Annotated in this window: 20 protein-coding genes; 13 read left to right on the top strand and 7 right to left on the bottom strand. The window is 70.3% G+C overall.

The genetic code is table 11. The features are described 5' to 3' along the window. Positions 1 to 2: 2 nt before the first annotated feature. Positions 3 to 344, top strand: coding sequence for a histidine triad nucleotide-binding protein (locus FIU88_RS13690; protein ID WP_152479597.1), 342 nt, complete (start codon positions 3 to 5; stop codon positions 342 to 344). A gap of 172 nt (positions 345 to 516) precedes the next feature. Beyond that, positions 517 to 1161: a 2-polyprenyl-3-methyl-6-methoxy-1,4-benzoquinone monooxygenase gene (gene coq7, locus FIU88_RS13685; protein WP_152479596.1), complete on the top strand. Its 645-nt coding sequence runs from the start codon at positions 517 to 519 to the stop codon at positions 1159 to 1161. 238 nt (positions 1162 to 1399) lie between these two features. Here coq7 and speD read toward each other — a convergent pair whose 3' ends face one another. The 4 genes from speD to FIU88_RS13665 form a co-directional block, all read right to left on the bottom strand. Further along, entirely contained in the window at positions 1400 to 2194 is a 795-nt protein-coding gene (speD, locus tag FIU88_RS13680) for an adenosylmethionine decarboxylase (RefSeq protein ID WP_016853701.1), read from the bottom strand. Between the two features lie 160 nt (positions 2195 to 2354). Next, complete coding sequence (locus FIU88_RS13675; protein WP_016853702.1) at positions 2355 to 2774, bottom strand: OsmC family protein; 420 nt, start codon at positions 2772 to 2774, stop codon at positions 2355 to 2357. Between the two features lie 84 nt (positions 2775 to 2858). Then, on the bottom strand, positions 2859 to 3530 hold the full coding sequence (murU, locus tag FIU88_RS13670; protein ID WP_152479595.1) for an N-acetylmuramate alpha-1-phosphate uridylyltransferase MurU: 672 nt from the start codon (positions 3528 to 3530) through the stop codon (positions 2859 to 2861). Beyond that, the gene (locus tag FIU88_RS13665; RefSeq protein WP_152479594.1) at positions 3527 to 4573 is read right to left on the bottom strand and encodes an aminoglycoside phosphotransferase family protein; all 1047 of its coding nucleotides are present in this window, start codon (positions 4571 to 4573) and stop codon (positions 3527 to 3529) included. Before FIU88_RS13665 ends, murU begins: the two co-directional genes overlap by 4 nt. A 161-nt stretch (positions 4574 to 4734) precedes the next feature. Between FIU88_RS13665 and FIU88_RS13660 the strand changes: the two genes are divergently transcribed. The 8 genes from FIU88_RS13660 to FIU88_RS13625 all read left to right on the top strand — a co-directional run bounded on the left by FIU88_RS13660 (position 4735) and on the right by FIU88_RS13625 (position 12597). Continuing rightward, entirely contained in the window at positions 4735 to 7212 is a 2478-nt protein-coding gene (locus FIU88_RS13660; RefSeq protein WP_152479593.1) for an LPS-assembly protein LptD, read from the top strand. Positions 7213 to 7301: 89 nt separating this feature from the next. Continuing rightward, the gene (locus FIU88_RS13655) at positions 7302 to 7940 is read left to right on the top strand and encodes a SurA N-terminal domain-containing protein (RefSeq protein WP_016853706.1); all 639 of its coding nucleotides are present in this window, start codon (positions 7302 to 7304) and stop codon (positions 7938 to 7940) included. Then, on the top strand, positions 7937 to 8992 hold the full coding sequence (gene pdxA, locus FIU88_RS13650) for a 4-hydroxythreonine-4-phosphate dehydrogenase PdxA (protein WP_152479592.1): 1056 nt from the start codon (positions 7937 to 7939) through the stop codon (positions 8990 to 8992). The genes FIU88_RS13655 and pdxA overlap by 4 nt, the downstream gene beginning before the upstream one ends. Before the next feature lie 37 nt (positions 8993 to 9029). Then, positions 9030 to 9842, top strand: coding sequence for a 16S rRNA (adenine(1518)-N(6)/adenine(1519)-N(6))-dimethyltransferase RsmA (gene rsmA, locus FIU88_RS13645; RefSeq protein WP_152479591.1), 813 nt, complete (start codon positions 9030 to 9032; stop codon positions 9840 to 9842). Beyond that, a complete protein-coding gene (gene apaG / locus FIU88_RS13640; RefSeq protein WP_016853709.1) occupies positions 9839 to 10228 on the top strand; it encodes a Co2+/Mg2+ efflux protein ApaG in 390 nt (129 codons plus the stop codon). Before rsmA ends, apaG begins: the two co-directional genes overlap by 4 nt. A 57-nt stretch (positions 10229 to 10285) precedes the next feature. Continuing rightward, entirely contained in the window at positions 10286 to 11092 is an 807-nt protein-coding gene (locus FIU88_RS13635) for a symmetrical bis(5'-nucleosyl)-tetraphosphatase (protein ID WP_152479590.1), read from the top strand. Positions 11093 to 11131: 39 nt separating this feature from the next. After that, entirely contained in the window at positions 11132 to 11452 is a 321-nt protein-coding gene (gene glpE, locus FIU88_RS13630) for a thiosulfate sulfurtransferase GlpE (RefSeq protein WP_016853711.1), read from the top strand. 2 nt (positions 11453 to 11454) lie between these two features. Beyond that, a complete protein-coding gene (locus FIU88_RS13625; protein WP_016853712.1) occupies positions 11455 to 12597 on the top strand; it encodes a CCA tRNA nucleotidyltransferase in 1143 nt (380 codons plus the stop codon). Positions 12598 to 12624: 27 nt separating this feature from the next. On the opposite strand, the gene folK is transcribed toward FIU88_RS13625, so the two are convergent. Then, a complete protein-coding gene (folK, locus tag FIU88_RS13620) occupies positions 12625 to 13143 on the bottom strand; it encodes a 2-amino-4-hydroxy-6-hydroxymethyldihydropteridine diphosphokinase (RefSeq protein WP_152479589.1) in 519 nt (172 codons plus the stop codon). After that, positions 13143 to 13505 (bottom strand): dihydroneopterin aldolase, encoded by a 363-nt coding sequence (gene folB / locus FIU88_RS13615; RefSeq protein ID WP_016853714.1) that lies wholly within the window; start codon positions 13503 to 13505, stop codon positions 13143 to 13145. The genes folK and folB overlap by 1 nt, the downstream gene beginning before the upstream one ends. Positions 13506 to 13678: 173 nt before the next feature. Between folB and plsY the strand changes: the two genes are divergently transcribed. Then, complete coding sequence (plsY, locus tag FIU88_RS13610) at positions 13679 to 14242, top strand: glycerol-3-phosphate 1-O-acyltransferase PlsY (RefSeq protein WP_146910301.1); 564 nt, start codon at positions 13679 to 13681, stop codon at positions 14240 to 14242. Between the two features lie 184 nt (positions 14243 to 14426). Here plsY and tsaD read toward each other — a convergent pair whose 3' ends face one another. Then, on the bottom strand, positions 14427 to 15464 hold the full coding sequence (tsaD, locus tag FIU88_RS13605; RefSeq protein ID WP_152479588.1) for a tRNA (adenosine(37)-N6)-threonylcarbamoyltransferase complex transferase subunit TsaD: 1038 nt from the start codon (positions 15462 to 15464) through the stop codon (positions 14427 to 14429). Between the two features lie 278 nt (positions 15465 to 15742). Here tsaD and rpsU point away from each other — a divergent pair, with 278 nt between their 5' ends. Continuing rightward, the gene (gene rpsU, locus FIU88_RS13600) at positions 15743 to 15958 is read left to right on the top strand and encodes a 30S ribosomal protein S21 (protein ID WP_013333229.1); all 216 of its coding nucleotides are present in this window, start codon (positions 15743 to 15745) and stop codon (positions 15956 to 15958) included. 130 nt (positions 15959 to 16088) lie between these two features. Continuing rightward, complete coding sequence (gene dnaG / locus FIU88_RS13595; RefSeq protein WP_152479587.1) at positions 16089 to 17927, top strand: DNA primase; 1839 nt, start codon at positions 16089 to 16091, stop codon at positions 17925 to 17927. The last annotated feature ends 123 nt before the right edge of the window (positions 17928 to 18050 follow it).

The following is an 18050-nucleotide window of genomic DNA, read 5'->3' as shown; positions in this document are numbered from 1 at the left end:
CCATGGACTGCCTGTTCTGCAAGATCATCAATCGCGAGATTCCCGCCGACATCGTCTACGAAGACGACGAGGTGCTGGCCTTCAACGACATCGACCCCAGGGCACCGACGCATCAGCTGATCGTGCCCAAGCGCCATATCGCCACCCTCAACGACATCGAGGAAGACGATCTGGCGCTGGTGGGGCGGCTGCAGTTCACCGCCGCCAAGCTGGCCAGGCAGGCCGGCTTCGACGAGGACGGCTATCGGGTGGTGATGAACTGCAATGAACAGGGCGGCCAGACCGTCTATCATATTCATATGCACCTGATGGGCGGTCGACGCTTTACCTGGCCGGCTGGGTAGTCGGCGCGCGGCGCCTGCCGCGGCTTGCGGTGTTCGACGCATCAGGTGCAGCTCGCCTCGCTCGATACCGTTTCCTCACGACGCCGCCCGCGGGCGGCGTCGTCGCGTCCGGGGAACTGCCGGCCCCGGGGCGACTCGGTTACAATGGGTCATCATCGATTCAGGGGGTGTCATGAACCGTCAGTATTCCCGTGCCGATCAGCTGGTGCGCCAGGGCGATGCCGTGCTGCGCACCCTGCTGCCGGGCGCCGCCCAGCCCTCGCGCCCGTCGCCCGCCACCCCGGAGGTGCGCGACGATGCCATGGACGAGGCGGAACGCCGCCACGCCGAGGGCCTGATGCGCATCAACCATACCGGCGAGGTGTGCGCCCAGGCGCTCTACCAGGGCCAGGGCCTGACTGCCAAGCTGCCCGAGATCCGCGAGCAGATGGAGGAGGCCGCCCAGGAGGAGATCGATCACCTGGCCTGGTGCCAGTCGCGCCTCGACGAGCTCGACGGCCACCCCAGCCGCCTCAATCCGCTGTTCTATGCCGCCTCGTTCGGCATGGGTGCGCTGGCGGGGGCGATCGGCGACCGCATCAGCCTCGGTTTCGTGGCCGCCACCGAGGAGCAGGTGGGCCGCCATCTCGACGCCCACATGGACGAGCTGCCGGGTGGCGATCATCGCTCCCGGGCGGTGCTGCGCCAGATGGCCATCGACGAGGCCCATCACGCCGAGCAGGCGCTGGCGGCCGGCGGCGCCCGCTTCCCGGGGCCGGTCAAGGCCGGCATGACGCTGATGTCCAGGGTGATGACCCGATCGGTCTATAAGCTATAAGCGCCGAGCGACAAGCGCCGAGCTACAAGCGCCGAGCTACAAGCGCCGAGCTACAAGCGCCGAGCTACAAGCGCCGAGCTACAAGCGCCGAGCTACAAGCGCCGAGCTACAAGCGCCGAGCTACAAGCGCCGAGCTACAAGCGCCGAGCTACAAGAAAACCCCGAAGGCTTCCACCTTCGGGGTTTTCTTTTGCGGCGGACGCTTTCGCGCTGCTGGCTTGCAGCCTGCAGCGGCGGGTCAGTCCATGTTGCGCGAGTAGAAGATCTCCAGCATCTCCTTGCGCAGGCGGCCCTCGATGTCGCGGGCCTCCTCGAAGCTGACGTCGCGGCGGGTGATGCCGAACAGGTAGTTGTCCAGCTCGAAGTCCTTGAGCAGCATCTTGGTGTGGAACATGTTCTCCTGATACACGTTCACGTCCACCATCTGGTAGGCCTGCTTGGTGTCGTCGGCCAGATAGTCCTGGATCGAGGTGATGTCGTGGTCGATGAACAGCTTCTTGCCGTCCACGTCGCGGGTGAAGCCGCGGACCCGGTAATCCATGGTCACGATGTCGGAATCGAAGCTGTGGATCAGGTAGTTGAGCGCCTTCAGCGGGCTGATATGACCGCAGGTGGAGACGTCGATGTCCAGGCGGAAGGTGCTGATGCCGTTGTCCGGATGCGACTCGGGGTAGCTGTGCACCGTGACGTGGCTCTTGTCGAGGTGCGCCACCACGGTTTCCGGCAGCGGGCCCGGGCCGGGCTCCAGCTGCTCGGGGGCGGCCTCTTCCAGCTCGTGCTCGGCGATCAGGATGGTCACGCTGGCCCCGTGCGGCTCGTAGTCCTGGCGCGAGATATTGAGCACGTGGGCGCCGATGATGTTGGTGACATCCTTGAGGATCTGGGTCAGGCGCTCGGCGTTGTAGAGCTCATCGATGTAGTCGATGTAGGCCTTTCGCTGATCCTCTGTCTTCGCGTAACAGATGTCATAGATGTTGAAGCTCAGGGAGCTGGTCAGGTTGTTGAACCCGTGGAGTCGGAGATTGTCGGTCACGTCCGCGCCTCCCAAAAGTGGCAGATGTTGTCATCCCGACGGACGGCGCCGGAACCCCTGGCAATCGAGCGCCGTATTATGCACAGCCCACCGTGGCGGCGCACCCGCCGCCACGGTTTTTTTCCTCGCCGTAAGGGCGATTCATGGAGTGAGGGCTCGCTCACTCCTCGACGATGGTGAAGGAGTGGGTCACCTCCACGCCGCCCTTGGCCAGCATGATCGAGGCGCTGCAGTACTTGTCGGCGGAGAGCTCGACGGCGCGCTTGACCTGCTTCTCCTTGAGCCCCTGGCCGCTCACCGTGAAGTGGATGTGGATCTTGGTGAAGACGCTGGGCACGCTGTCGGCGCGTTCGGCCTCGATGCTGGCCACGCAGTCGGCGACCGGGGCCCGGGACTTCTCGAGGATCTCCAGCACGTCGAAGGAGGTGCAGGCGCCCATGCCCATCAGCAGCATTTCCATCGGGCGCGGGCCGGTGTTGCGGCCGCCGTGGTCGGGCGGGCCGTCGATGACCACGCTGTGGCCGCTGCCGGCCTCGGCAACGAACTGGCGGCCGTCTGTCCATTTGACGCTGGCTTTCATGTGCGGTGTTTCCTTGGTCCAGTGTAGAGATGGGAGCAGTGAGAGAGTGGAGTGGCGCCAGCTTAGCAGCTGGCACCGCGCGGCTCAGCCCGAGCGAGCGCGCAGGGCCCGATCCAGGCCCTCGAGGCGGGCCGGGGTGCCGACATCGACCCAGGCGCCGCGATGATGATGGCCGGCGACCCGGCCGTCCGCCATGGCCTCGCGCAGCAGCGGGGGCAGGGCGAAGGCGCCGTCGTCGTGGTCGGCGACCAGCGCCGGGTCGATCAGCGCCAGGCCGGCGTAGGTCAGCCGCGGCTCGCCCTCGGGATGCACTCGACCGGCGGCGTCGAGGTGGAAGTCGCCGGTGGGATGATGATCGGGGTTGTCCACCAGCACCAGGCGCGCCAGGTCGTCGCCGAGCGGGGGCAGCGCGTCGGGGGCCACATCGCACCAGACGTCGCCGTTGACCAGCCAGAACGGCGCCTCGCCCAGCAGCGGCAGGGCGCGGCGGATGCCGCCGCCGGTCTCCAGCGGGGCCTCCTCGCGGCTCCAGGCGATGGTCACGCCGAACTCGCGGCCGTCGCCCAGCGCCTCGATGATCTGCTCGGCCCGGTAGCTGACGTTGATCACCACCTCGCGGATGCCGGCCGCGGCCAGGCGCTCGAGGTGGTGAACGATCAGCGGCTTGCCGGCCACCGGCAGCAGCGGCTTGGGGCAGTGGTCGGTGAGCGGGCGCATGCGCGTGCCGAGCCCGGCGGCCAGGATCATCGCCCTCATGCCGCGCCCTCCCGGTCGATGCCGGCCTCGTCCAGCTTCGCCGCCATGGCGGGGCGGAAGACGTCGGCGAGCCAGGCCTTGACGGCGTCGTGGCCGTCGAGCTCGGCCAGGGCGTCCTCGAGATGGGCGAGGAAGTGGGGCAGGCGGGCGAGATAGCCGTCGCGATGGTCGCGCAGGGTCAGGCGGCAGAAGATGCCCAGCACCTTGAGCGCACGCTGGGCGGCCATGGCGGCCACCCGAGCGTGGAAGTCGGCCGGCTCGACCTCGGCGCCGAGGCGGCCGTCGGCGATGGCCCGGGCGCGGAAGGCCTCGATCCACTCGGCGCGCCGCGCGGCGTCGAAGCGGCAGTAGCGCCCGTGCAGCAGCGAGATCAGGTCGTAGCCGATGGGGCCCGCCACGGCGTCCTGGAAGTCGATCAGGTAGAGCCCCTCGTCGACCACCATCAGGTTCATGGCGTCGTAGTCGCGATGCACGGTGACCACGGGCTGGTCCAGCGCGGACGCGATCAGCGCGTCGCGCAGGGCGTCCCAGCCGGGCGGCGGGGCGATGTCGAGCCAGCGCGACAGGCACCACTCGGGGAAGAGGTCGAGCTCGCGGCCGAGCAGGGCGGCGTCGTAGGCCGGCAGCGCGTCCGGGGCGGCACGGTTCTGAAGCTCATGGATGAGCGCCAGGGCGCGCTCGTGCCAGGCCAGGGTGGCCGGCGCGTTCTCGCCGTCGAAGCGGGTCTGCAGCGGCGTGTCGCCGAGATCGTCGAGCTCCAGGAAACCGGCATCGAGGTCCACGGCATGCAGGTGCGGCACCGGGAGGCCGGCGGCTTCCCAGGCCCGGTCGATGGCCACGAAGGGCGCGCTGTCCTCGCGGTCCGGCGGCGCGTCCATCAGCATGCGCGTGGCGCCGTCGGGCAGGGTCAGCCGATAGTAGCGGCGAAAGCTGGCGTCGCCGGCGGCCAGACGCAGGTCCAGGGCCTGGGGGGCGAGTCCATGGCGCTGCGCGATCCAGCGGCGCAGCGGCGTCTGGCGGGCGAGGGCATCGGCCTCTGGCATCTTCACCTCTCGATGTCCGGTGGCGGGGCGTCGGTTGACGGCCCGGAAGCGTCGCCGCATGCTGAGGCCCGACAGCGTCGGCGTGACAGGGACTCGTCGGCGGGACAGGTCGCATGGGGCCTGTATAATACCGATTCACTCCGCCAAGGACATCGTGGAACATGGCCAATCGACCCTCCCGGACGGCCCTGGCAGGTCTGGCGACCTCGAGCCTGATCATTGCCGTCCCCGTGCTGGCGGCGCCCCCCGAGCCGCTGCCCGCCGATCAACTGGACTGGCAGCCCTGGGGCGCCGACCGGCCGGCCGACGCCGTGTGCCGCGGGCGCTACGTGATGCCCGATTATCGCCTCGCGCCGCCGCCCGAGGGGCAGGTCTCCAGCGAGGCCGACAGCGGCGAATACGGCGCCGAGGGCGAGACCCGGCTCAGCGGCGAGGTGGTGCTGCGCCGCGGCGATACCCAGCTCGAGGCGCCGCGGGTCAATCTGCCGGCGTCCCGCGACCGGGTGCAGGCCGAAGGCCCGGTGGCGCTGCGCGACCGGAACCTGCTGGTGCGCGGCGACGCCGCCGAATTCTCGCTGGAAAGCGATGCGGCGAGCATCGATACCGCCCACTACGTGGCCCACGAACAGCGCCTGCGCGGCGATGCGGTGCGTCTGGCGCGGCTCGAGGACGGCCGCTACCGGCTGCGCGAGGCCAGCTTCACCACCTGCGAGCCCGGCAACGAGCTGTGGCGCCTGGTCGGCAACGACATCCTGCTGGACCGTGAGAGCGGCTTCGGCACCGCCAAGCACGCCCGCCTCGAGGTCGGCCATGTGCCGGTGTTCTACTGGCCCTGGGTGCGCTTCCCCATCGACGACCGCCGCCAGACCGGCTTCCTGTGGCCGACGATCGGTGCGACCGGCAGCGGGCTCGACTATTCCCAGCCCTTCTACTGGAACATCGCCCCCGATCAGGACGCGACCATCACCCCGCGCTGGATCAGCGATCGTGGCCTGCTGATGGGCGGTCAGTATCGCTATCTCTTCCCGTTCGACGCCGGCACCATCGAGGGCGCCTATATCGCCGACGACAAGAGTGCCGGGGACGAGGCCTCGGACTATTCGGACCTCGAGAACGGCGACGAACGCTGGTACCTGGACTTCCGTCATGCCGGCCGTTTCGATGAGCGCACCGACTATCGACTGCGCTACGGCGCGGCCAGTGACGGCGCCTACTTCGACGACTTCGGCCGCGACTTCGCCGAGCAGGACACCGATCACATGTCGCGGCTGGCCCAGCTCGATTACCGTGGCGACGTCTGGCAGCTGCAGGCCAAGGCCCAGGGCTACCAGAAGCTCGACGACCCGCTGGATCAGGACGACAAGCCCTTCTATCGTCTGCCGAGCCTCGATGCCCAGGCGAGCTGGTCCCAGGACGGCGGCTTCTATCAGGAGTGGAGCTCCAACCTGACCTACTTCTGGCGCGACGTGGATACGGACGACGACGGCTGGTATGACTTCAAGGACGGTCGTCGGCAGATCCCGGAACGCGAGGCGGCCAACGGCACCCGGCTCAGGCTGGACCCTGCCGTGGGCTGGCGCTTCGACCAGAGCTGGGGCTACCTCGAGCCCCGCGTCGAGCTGGCCCACCGCTCCTACGACCTGGACTACGACAATCGCGAGACCGATCGCGGCGACACGCCGTCGCTGACCGTGCCGGTGACCTCCGTCGACGGCGGCCTGGTGTTCGAGCGCGACCTGAGCCTCGGCGGCGGCGACTACCGCCAGACCCTGGAGCCGCGGCTCAACTACGCCTACGTGCCGGCCGAGGACCAGACCGACTTCCCGGACTTCGACACCGGCGAGCGCAACTTCTCCTGGAACCAGCTGTGGTCGCCGGACCGCTTCTCCGGCGGCGACCGGGTGGGCGATCTCAATCGCCTGTCCTACGGCGTCGAGAGCCGCCTGCTGGAAGACGAGAGCGGCCGCGAGCGGCTGTCGCTGGGCCTCGGCCAGGCGTTCTACTTCGAGGATCGCCACATCGACATGGACGGCGATCCCGATACCCTGCCGGCGGACGAGGATTCCTACGACTACTACGCCGCCACCCGCGACCGCTCGCCGCTGGTCACGCGCCTGAACTGGCGGCTGAGCGACGAGTGGAGCACGCGCTGGCAGTGGCTCTACGACGATCACCGCTCGCGCACCGAGAGCGCGAGCTGGGATCTGCAGTACCGCTCCGACGCCGGTCACGTGCTCAACCTCGGCTATCGCTGGCAGATCGAGGGCTTCGACGTGTCCGAGGACGACGCCGAAGACAGGCTCGGCTACAACCGCGAGGAGTTCGATGTCTCCGGGGCGCTGAAGATCGGGCCGCAGTTCGACCTGATCGGCCGCTACGTCTACGACAATACCAACGATCGCAGCCTCGAGCAGATGGCGGGTGTGCAGTGGAACGACTGCTGCTATGGTCTGCAGCTGGTGTGGCGCGAGTGGATCGACGACGAGGACACCGCGAACACCATCGACGACGACACCACCGATCGCGGGTTCTTCCTGCGCTTCGTGTTCAAGGGCCTTGGCGGCGTCGGCGGCGAGGCGGCGAGCTACTTCGACGGCGCCGTGCCGGGCTATCGCGGCACCGACTTCAGCGTGCGTTGAGCCGCGGCGACATCCCTGTCCGACGCTCCGTCGCGGCCGCTCGCCGGCCGCGACGAGACATTCGATATTGAACGAGAGGAAACACCGACATGCGCAGCCGACACTTCGCCACCCTGCTGCTGGCCCTGACGCTGGGGGCCGCGCCCCTGACCGGGCTGGCCCAGGCGCGTGAGCCCCTGGACCGTATCGTGGCGGTGGTCAACGACGGCGCCATCATGGCCTCGCAGCTCGAGGATCGCTTCGTCCAGACCAAGCGCCAGCTGAATACCCAGGGCGTCGACCTGCCGCCGGACCGGGTGCTGCGCGAGCAGATCCTCGACCGCCTGGTGGTCGAGGAGATCCAGCTGCAGATGGCCCGCGAGGCCAATCTCAGCGTCGACGACACCGAGCTCAACCGTCAGGTGCGCGCCATCGCCCAGAGCAACAACATGACGCTCGACCAGTTCGCCGATGCCCTGGAGGCCGACGGCCTGTCGCTCGGCGTGGTGCGTGACCAGGTCCGCCGCGAGCTGCTGATGCGCGAGCTCCAGCAGCGTCGCGTCGGCGGCCGGGTCAGCCTCTCCGAGCGCGAGGTCGACCGCTTCATCGAACAGCAGGGCGGCAACATGAGCCGCGACCAGGCGCGCCAGGCGCTGTTCCAGCGCAAGGCCAACGACGAGATGGAAGACTGGGTCCAGGAGATCCGCAGCGACGCCTTCGTCGACGAGCGCCTCGAGCCGAACGCATGAGCGACGCGCCCGTCATCGCCCTGACCACCGGCGAGCCGGCCGGCATCGGCCCCGAGCTCGCGGTGATGCTGGCGACCGACGGCGCCACCGGCGCGGCCCCGGGGCATCGCCGGGTGGCGGTGGGCGACCCCGGACTGATCGCCGAACGGGCCGAGGCCCTGGGGCGGGCGCTCGAGATCGTCGAGCTGGCACCGGGCGAGCCGGTGCCCGAGAGCCGGCCCGGGCGCTTGCCCGTGTGGCCGGTGGCGCTCGCCGCCCCCAGCCGGCCCGGGGTGCTCGACGTGCGCAACGGCGACTACGTGCTCGAGACCCTGGACCGCGCCGTCGCCGGCTGCCGGGCGGGCGAGGCCGCGGGGATCGTCACCGCGCCGCTGCACAAGGCGGTGATCCGCGAGGCCGGCCACGCCGATTTCACCGGCCACACCGAATACCTGCGCGACGCCTGCGGCGTCGACGAGGTGGTGATGATGCTCGCCACCGACCGCGCCCTGCACGCCGCCGGCGCCGACTGGCAGGGCCCGCGGGCGCTGCGCGTGGCGCTCGCCACCACCCACCTGCCGCTGCGCGAGGTGAGCGACGCGGTGACGCCCGAGCGGCTGGCGCGCCTCCTGCGCCTCCTCGACGCCGATCTGCGCCGCTGGTTCGGCCTGGCCGCGCCGCGCATCGCCGTCTGCGGCCTCAATCCCCACGCCGGGGAGGGCGGCCACCTCGGCCGCGAGGAGCTCGAGGTGATCGCGCCGACGCTCGAGGCGCTGCGTCGCGAGGGCCTGGCCCTTGACGGGCCGCTGCCGGCGGATACCCTGTTCACCCCGCGCCACCTGGCCGAGGCCGACGCCGTGCTGGCGATGTATCATGACCAAGGCCTGCCGGTGCTCAAGTATGCCGGCTTCGGCCGCGCCGCCAACATCACCCTGGGCCTGCCGCTGGTGCGCACCTCGGTGGACCACGGCACCGCCCTCGACCTGGCCGGCAGCGGCCGCGCCGATCCCGGCAGCCTGGCGGTGGCCGAGGCGCTGGCCGCCGACATGGCCCGCCGCGCCGCTCGTGACTGAGCGCGGCATCCCCGATTCGAACAGAAGGACAGACCGCATGGCATCCCGCCCCCAGGGTCATCGCGCCCGCAAGCGCTTCGGCCAGAACTTCCTGCGCGACCCCGGCATCATCTCGCGGCTGGTACGCGCCATCGGCGCCCGCCCCGGCGAGCGACTGGTGGAGATCGGTCCCGGTCAGGGCGCCCTGACCGAGCCGCTGCTGGACGCGGCGGGCGGCCATCTCGAGGTCATCGAGCTCGACCGCGACCTGATTCCCGGGCTGCGCGTGCAGTTCTTCGACCAGCCGGGCTTCGTGATCCACGAGGGCGACGCGCTCAAGTTCGACTTCCGCGAGCTGCGCGGCGAGGGCCCGGCGCTGCGGGTGGTGGGCAACCTGCCCTACAACATCTCCACGCCGCTGATCTCCCACCTGCTTCAGGCCGGCGACGCCGTGGCCGACATGCACTTCATGCTGCAGAAGGAGGTCGTCGACCGCCTGGCGGCGCCGCCCGGCGGCGGCGATCGCGGTCGCCTCTCGGTGCTGGCCCAGTACTACTGCACGGTCGAGTCGCTGTTCATCGTGCCGCCGGAGTCCTTCGTGCCGCGGCCCAAGGTGGACTCGGCCATCGTGCGCCTGACGCCCCGCGCCGAGCGGCCGGACGTCGCCCGCGACGAGACGCTGCTGTTCGAGGTGGTGCGCGAGGCCTTCGGCCAGCGCCGCAAGACGCTGCGCAACAACCTCAAGGGGCGGATCGACGCCGCGGCCCTCGAGGCGCTCGGCATCGAGCCGAGCCGGCGCCCCCAGACCCTGAGCGTGGCGGAGTTCGTGCGCATCGCCAATCACCTGGCCGAGGAGGGCGGCAGCGCATGACGGCAACGGCCCTGGGCGACGAGATCCGCGTGGACGTGGAGCCGGCCTTCCAGGCGGACGAGTCCGCCCCCGAGGAAGAGCGCTTCGTGTTCAGCTATACCATCACCGTGCACAACCACTCCGGCCACAGCATGCAGCTCCTGGCGCGCCACTGGAAGATCACCCAGAGCAGCGGCGAGACCCAGGAGGTGCGCGGCAAGGGCGTGGTCGGCCAGCAGCCGCTGATCGGCCCCGGCCAGACTTTCCGCTACACCAGCCGGGCGATCCTCGATGGGCCGGTGGGCGTGATGGAAGGCGCCTTCACCTGCGTCGACACCGCCACCCAGCGCCCCTTCGAGGTGGCCGTCGCCCCCTTCCGGCTGGCCGGGCCCAACCAGGTGCACTGAGGCGCTCGGCGAGCGCCGGTGCCCCCCGATGTTTCAACGAGACCGCGAGGACGCGCCATGACCACCTACGCCGTCGGCGATCTCCAGGGCTGTCACGAGGAATTCGTGGCCCTGCTCGAGCGCCTCGACTTCGATCCGCGCCGCGACCGGCTGTGGCTGGCCGGCGATCTGGTCAACCGCGGCCGCGGCTCGCTGGCCTGTCTGCGCGAGGTCATGGCCCTGGGCGACGCCGCCCGGGTGGTGCTGGGCAATCACGACCTGCACCTGCTGGCGGTGGCCCGCGGCGGTGCGCGGATCAAGCGCAAGGACACCCTCGACGCCATCCTCGCCGCGCCGGATCGCGAGCGCGTGCTCGACTGGCTGCAGAGTCGTCCGCTGGTGGTGCGCGACGGCGAGACCCTGATGAGCCACGCCGGCCTGCCGCCCCAGTGGGCGCTGGAGCGGGCCGAACCGCTGGCCGCCGAGGTGGCCGAGCGGCTCGGCGGCCAGCGTGCCGGCGCCTTCCTCGAACAGATGTACGGCAACGAGCCGGCCCGCTGGCGTGACGACCTGGACGGCCTCGATCGGCTGCGGGCGATCGTCAACACCTTCACCCGCATGCGCTTTATCGCCGCCGACGGCCGCCTGGACTTCAGCGCCAAGGAAGGGCTCGACAGCGCGCCGTCGGGCTTCGCGCCCTGGTTCCAGTATCCCCGCGACGACGATCCGCGGCTGCTGTTCGGCCACTGGGCGGCGCTCGAGGGCGAGACCCCGGGCAGCCGGGTGCGGGCCGAGGCGCTGGATACCGGCTGCGTCTGGGGCGGGGCGCTGACCGCCCTCGACCTTGCGAGCGGCGCCCGCATCAGCGTGCCCAGCCGCCACTGACTCTAGCCCTTCCTTCCTCTTTCGTTCCCTGGAGATCCGATGAGCTTCCAGCACCTGGACATTCCGACCCTGGCCGAATGGCTCGACGCCGGCTCGCCGCTGACCCTGGTCGACATCCGCGACCCGGCGAGCTTCGCCGCCGGCCATATCCCCGGCTGCCGCCACCTGGACAACGACAGCGTCACGGCCCTGCTGGCCGAGGCGCCCCGCGAGACGCCGCTGGTGGTGGTCTGCTACCACGGCCACTCCAGCCAGCAGGCCGCGGCCTGGCTGGCCGGCCAGGGCTTCGAGACGGTCTACAGCCTCGACGGCGGCTTCACCGACTGGCAGCACCGCCTGCCCGAGCGGGTGGAGGCCTGAGCATGGCGACCCGCGATGCCCGCCTCGATGGCCTGACCGTCTATCGGGTCGGCGGCGCCGTGCGCGACGCCCGGCTGGGCTGGCCGGTCACCGACGTCGACTGGGTGGTGGTCGGCGCCACGCCCGAGGCCATGACCCGGCGCGGCTTCCGCGCCGTGGGCCGCGACTTCCCGGTGTTCCTGCATCCGAAGACCCAGGAGGAGTTCGCCCTGGCGCGCACCGAGCGCAAGGCCGGCCACGGCTACACCGGCTTCGAGGTGCACGCCAGCCCCGAGGTCAGCCTGGAGCAGGACCTGGTGCGCCGCGACCTGACCATCAACGCCATGGCCGAGACCCCGGAGGGCGAACTGGTCGACCCCTACGGCGGGCTTCACGATCTCGAGGCCCGGGTGCTGCGCCACGTCTCGCCGGCCTTCGTCGAGGACCCGCTGCGGGTGCTGCGCACGGCGCGTTTCCTGGCCCGCTACGCCGGGCTCGGCTTCGTGATCGCCCCGGCCACCCGCGAGCTGATGCGCCGGCTGGCGGAGAGCGGGGAGCTCGGCCACCTGGTGGCCGAGCGCGTCTGGACCGAGACCGAGAAGGCGCTGGGCGAGCCCTGGCCGGACGTCTACTTCCAGGCCCTGCACGACTGCGGCGCCCTGGCGGCGCTGATGCCGGAGCTGGCGGCGGACGCCGCGGCGCTGGACGAGGCGCTGGGGCGGCTGGCGCGGCTGCCCGAAGACATCGCCGACGAGCAGGCGCCGCACTGGCGCTGGGCGCGGCTGGTCGAGCATCTCGAGGCCGAGGCCCGCGAGCGCCTGGCCGAGCGCCTGAAGCTGCCCCGGTTGCCGCGCCGGCTGGGCGGTCAGGCGGCGGCGACGCGCCGGCTGATCGCCGAGGCGCGGTCGGGCGAGCTGGACGGGGCGCGGGTGATGGCCTGGCTCGATGGCATCAATGCCTGGCGACAGGGCGAGCGGGTGGCCTCGCTGATCAGCCTGGTGAGCATGGAAGACGCGCGTCTGGCCGAGGACCTGGCCGTGGCCTGGCGCCTGGCGGGGCAGATCCTGCCCCGCGGGCTCGTCGAGGAGGGCTATCAGGGCCGCGAGCTGGGCGAGGAACTGGCCCGGCGGCGCCGGGCCGCCATCGATGAGGTGCTGGCGGGCTGAGGCCCGGGTGCCGCGGGCCGGCGCGGCTCAGGCGTCGAGCGGCAGGGACTTCCCGCGCCACGGGAAGTCGGCCGGCCACAGGGCCTGGTCGTCGGCCTCGAAGGCCGCCCACAGCTCGGCGTAGCGCCGGCCGTCCTCGGGATGGCGGGCGTCGGGCAGCAGCTCCGCCAGCGGCTTCAGCACGAAGGCGTGATGACGGATCTCGGCCCGCGGCAGCGCGACGCCGTCGTGCTCGCCGGTCAGTTCGCCGACGGTGAGCAGGTCGACGTCCAGGGTGCGGGGGCTGAACTTGGGGCTGTCGGCGCGGCGGCCGTTGGCGAACTCGAGCCGCTTGCACCAGGCCTGAAGCTCGCCCACCGACCAGTCGCTGTCGAAGGCCGCGACCAGGTTGTAGAAGTTGCGGCCGTCCTCGAAGCCCACCGGTTCGCTCTCGTAGACCCGCGACAGGCGCAGGCCGTCGAAGCACTCGGCCAGGGCGTCGAGGCAGGCGGTCAGGTGCGTCTCGCGCTCGATGTTGCTGCCGATGCTGACGGTGACCAGGGCCATCAGGTCGCGCTCCGCTCGCCGCGCTCGATGCGCACGCCGACCGCCTTGGCGGCCGGCACCGCGCCCGGCTTGCGCAGGGTCAGGCGCACCCAGGCGATGCCGTACTCCCGACGCAGGGCGTCGACCAGGCGCTCGGCGAAGGTCTCCACCAGCTCGAAGCTGTGTTCGGCGCCGAAGCGGGCGATGCGTTCGCTGATGGCGGCATAGTCGAGGGTCCGGGCGATATCGTCGTCGGCCGCCGCGGGGCGGATGTCGGTGGCCAGCTCCAGATCCAGAACCAGGGTCTGGGTGAGGGTGCGTTCCCAGTCGTAGACGCCGATGACGGTGTCGACCTTCAGCGCTTCGATCAGTACGAGGTCCATCTTGGGCTCTCCGAGCCGTGGCAAGGGGGGCGGCAGTGCCGGATTGGGCGGCGATTGTACGCGAGGCGACCGGTCGGCGACAGCGCCGACGCTGTTCCTGCGGCATCGAGGCTGGCAGAATCGGGGCACTTTCCGCTTGAGGGTCGGCCGTGCTGAGCCAACTCGAACTCGTGCTGCCGCTGATGGCGCTGGGCTATCTCAGTGGCACCTGGCTGGGGGCGATCACGGTGTGTCGCCTGGCCGGCCGCGGCGACCCGCGCCTGGCCGGCTCCGGCAACCCCGGTTTCTCCAACGTGCTGCGCCTGCATGGGCCGCGGCTGGCCCTGGCCACGCTGCTGGTCGATGCGGTCAAGGGCATGCCGGTGCTGTGGCTGGCCATGCTGCTGGCGCTGCCGCCCTGGGGGCAGGGGCTGGTCGGACTCGGCGTGCTGCTCGGTCACAGCTATCCGGCCTGGTATCGCTTCCGCGGCGGCAAGGCGGTGGCCAGCGCCTTCGGCGTGATGCTGGTGCTGACCCCCTGGGTGGCGCTGTGCTGCGCGACCCTGTGGTGCCTGCTGGCCTGGCGGGTGCGCACCGCGGCGGTGGCGTCGCTGGCCAGCGCCGCGCTGGCCCCGCTGGCCGCGATCTGGCTGGCGCCCGACTACGTGCCGGTGGTGATCGGCTTCACGCTGCTGGTGCTGGGGCGTCATGCGCTCAATATCCGCCAGCTGGGGCGGGGCGACGAGCCGGGGCTCTAGGCATGCCTGAAAAATGTCTGCGCTCGGCTATACGGCGTTAAAAATCAGCTCAAAGTCCTCATTTACACCCCGTAAACTCCGGCTTTTCGCTGATTTTTGCCTTGTCTAGCCTTCGCTCGCCGATTTGTCAGACAAGTCTAGCCATAAGCATGCCTCGGCGGCGCCGTTATCGGGCCTTGGGTTTTCAGGCCTCCGTCGGCGGCTCGAGCCCGTCCATCGGCCAGCGCGGCACGGCCTGCATCCGGCCGATTTCGTCGCGTTCTCCCGCCAGCAGTCGCTGCGCTCCCACATAGGCGATCATCGCCCCGTTGTCGGTGCAGAAGCGTCCGCGCGGATAGAAGACCTCGGCGCTGCGCTTGGCGGCCTCGAGGCCGAGGCGCTCGCGCAGGCGGGCGTTGGCGCTGACGCCGCCGGCCACCACCAGACGCTTGAGGCCGGTCTGGTCGAGGGCGCGACGGCACTTGATCACCAGGGTGTCGACCACGGCCTCCTCGAAGGCGCGGGCCACGTCGGCGCGGGCGGCGTCATCGAGCTCGCCGTCGGCCTCGAGCCTGCGGATCGCGGTCAGGGTGTGGGTCTTGAGTCCGGAGAAGCTGAAATCCAGCCCCGGGCGGTCGGTCATCGGCCGCGGGAAGCGAAAGCGCGACGGATCGCCGGTCTCGGCCAGGCGCGCCACGGCGGGGCCGCCGGGGTAGTCCAGGCCGAGCATCTTGGCGGCCTTGTCGAAGGCCTCGCCGGCGGCGTCGTCCACCGATTCGCCGAGCAGGCGATAGCGGCCGAGGCCCTCGACCTCGACCAGCTGGGTGTGGCCGCCGGAGACCAGCAGCGCCACGAAGGGGAAGGCGGGCGGGGCATCCTCGAGCATCGGCGCCAGCAGATGGCCCTCCATGTGGTGCACGCCGAGCACCGGAATGTCGAGCGCCCGGGCCATGCCGTGGGCGGTGCTGGCGCCGACCATCAGCGCGCCCACCAGGCCGGGCCCGGCGGTGTAGGCGATGGCGTCCAGCTCGCCGCGGCTCACGCCGGCCTCATCGAGCACGGTCTGGATCAGCGGCAGCAGGCGGCGGGTGTGGTCGCGGCTGGCCAGCTCCGGCACCACGCCGCCGTATTCGGCGTGCATGGCGATCTGGCTGTGGAGGGCGTCGGCCGCGAGGCCGCGCTCGGTGTCATAGAGGGCGACGCCGGTCTCGTCGCAGGAGGTCTCGATGCCCAGTACACGCATGGTCATGGCTCGGTACAGCGGAAAGGGCGCCATTCTACGCCTTTTGGTCGTGCCGCGGCAGGGGCGGAGCGCGAAACGGTTTGCATGGCCGTGGTACGACGACTAGAATACTGTGCGCTGCAAGACTGGGTCGTGCGCCCAGGGGCAGGCTCCCTGTTTCTCCCTTCCATCGTTTCGGCCCGCCTCGCGTGGTCGTCGGCGTCAGCGGGACATGGCGAGCGTCCCTGAAGGCGTGCGTTCAAACCGAACTCAAGTTTTTCAAGGTAGGTGAGTGCTTAATGCCTTCTGTTAAAGTACGCGATAACGAGCCGTTTGACGTCGCACTGCGTCGCTTCAAGCGTTCCTGTGAAAAAGCCGGTGTTCTGTCCGAGGTTCGCCGCCGCGAGCAGTACGAGAAGCCGACCGCAGAGCGCAAGCGCAAGGCGGCTGCCGCCGTCAAGCGTCACGCCAAGAAGCTTCAGCGTGAGCGCAAGCGTTTCGAACGGCTCTATTGATCCGTACTTGGGCCGGCCCGCTGGCTAGCGGATCGGCTCGGGAGGAGCGCCAAGCGGCCGCCGTTCGGTGGCCGCTTGTTTTTTCGCCCGTTCTCAGGGGCCTGGCTTTCAAACCCGACTGGATTGCCTGATGGCCGGTCAGATCCCGCAGCGTTTCATCGATGACCTGCTGGCTCGCGTCGACGTGGTCGAGGTGGTCGGCGAGCGGGTCAAGCTCAAGAAGGCCGGACGCAATCATTCCGGTCTCTGTCCCTTCCACCAGGAAAAGTCGCCGTCCTTTACCGTCAGCGCCGACAAGCAGTTCTACCACTGCTTCGGCTGCGGTGCCCACGGTAACGCGCTGCGCTTCCTGATGGAGTACGACAACCTGCGCTTCCCCGAGGCGGTGGAGCATCTCGCCGCCCGGCTGGGGCTCGAGGTGCCGCGCGAGGGCGCCGACGATCCGCGGGCCCAGGCGCGGGAGCGCAAGCGCAAGGAAGGCGTCAACCTGCTCGAGCTCTCGGCGAGCTTCTTCCGCGAGCGCCTGAAGATGCCCGAAGGGCAGGGCGCGCGGGAGTACATCGAGCGGCGCGGGCTGTCGCCGGAAGTCGTGCGCGACTTCGGCATCGGCTATGCCCCGGGCGGCTGGGAGTCGCTCAAGCGGCATCTCGGCGAGCAGGGCGTCGCCGAGCCGGTGCAGATCGAATATGGCCTGCTGGTGCACCGCGAGGACAGCGGGCGCACCTATGATCGCTTCCGCGATCGGGTGATGTTTCCGATCCGCGATATCCGCGGACGCACCATCGCCTTCGGCGGGCGGGTGCTGGGCGATGCCAAGCCCAAGTACCTGAACTCCCCGGAGACGCCGGTCTTTCACAAGGGGCGCGAGCTGTACGGCCTCTACGAGGCGCGTCAGGCCAATCCGCGCCTCGAGCGACTGGTGATCGTCGAGGGCTACATGGACGTGGTGGCGCTCGCCCAGTTCGGCATCCGCAATGCGGTGGCCACCCTGGGCACGGCCACCACCGAGGATCATCTCGGACGGCTGTTCCGCATGGTCGACGAGGTGGTGTTCTGCTTCGACGGCGACCGCGCCGGGCGCCAGGCGGCGAGCCGGGCGCTGGAGACGGTGCTGCCGCAGATGATCGACGGACGCCAGGCGCGCTTCCTGTTCCTGCCCGACGGCGAGGATCCGGATACCCTGGTGCGCCGCGAGGGGGCCGAGGCCTTCGAGGATCGCGTCACCTGTGCCAGTCCGCTGTCGGAGTTCCTCTTCGAGCAGGCCGCCGAAGGGCGCGACCTGGAGCGGCTGGAGGAACGCGAGCGCTTCGCCAGCCGGGTGCTGGGCGCCATCGGCCGGCTGCCCGCCGGGGTGATGAAGTCGCTGCTGCTGACGGAACTCTCGCGTCGCACCGGCGTCGACCAGTCGAGCTTCGAATCGCTGATGTCCCGCGACGAGGCCGTGGTCGACGAGGCGCCGCCCGCGGAAGCGCCGCCGGAGTGGGCGGACTCGGCGCCGCCCCGGGGCGAGGCGCCGGGGCGCGGTCGACCGGCCGCCGGCGCTCAGGCGTCGCTGGGCCAGATGGCCCGGGCGCTGCAGCTGCTGGTGCACGAGCCGACGCTGGTCGAGCGGCTGCCCGAGGATGACGACTGGTGCGACCAGAGTGACCCGGATGCCGGGCTGTGCCGCGAGGTGGTGCGCCTGCTTCGGGCCGGCGGCTACCGCAGTGCCCAGGTGCTGCTGGCCCACTTCCACGGCACGCCGGAGGGCGAGCGCCTGGCGAGCCTGGCGCGCAAGCCGCTGGAGATGCCGCGCGGAGTGCGTGGCACCGAGCTGGATAACTGGGTGGCCTACTTTCAGCGCCATCGGCAGCGGCAGTCGCCGCAGCAGGAATATGACGCCCTGCTGGCGCGGGAGCGCGCCGGGGAGCGGCTGTCCAAGGAGGAGCGCCAGCGGCTGATGGTGCTGCTGACCGAGCTGAAGGGATGAGGGTTCGCGGTGCGTCGCCAACTGGCGCCGGCCTTGAAATCCCGCCTACCATCACCATATAGATAGCGTCCCCTGAGCGGAACGCAACCAGACACGCTAACACACCTGAATGACCGCGCAAAT

Origin of the sequence: Halomonas sp. THAF12 (assembly GCF_009363675.1) — a bacterium.
Classification (GTDB): Bacteria; Pseudomonadota; Gammaproteobacteria; order Pseudomonadales; family Halomonadaceae; genus Halomonas; species Halomonas smyrnensis.
This window is presented reverse-complemented; position numbering and strand designations above follow the sequence as displayed.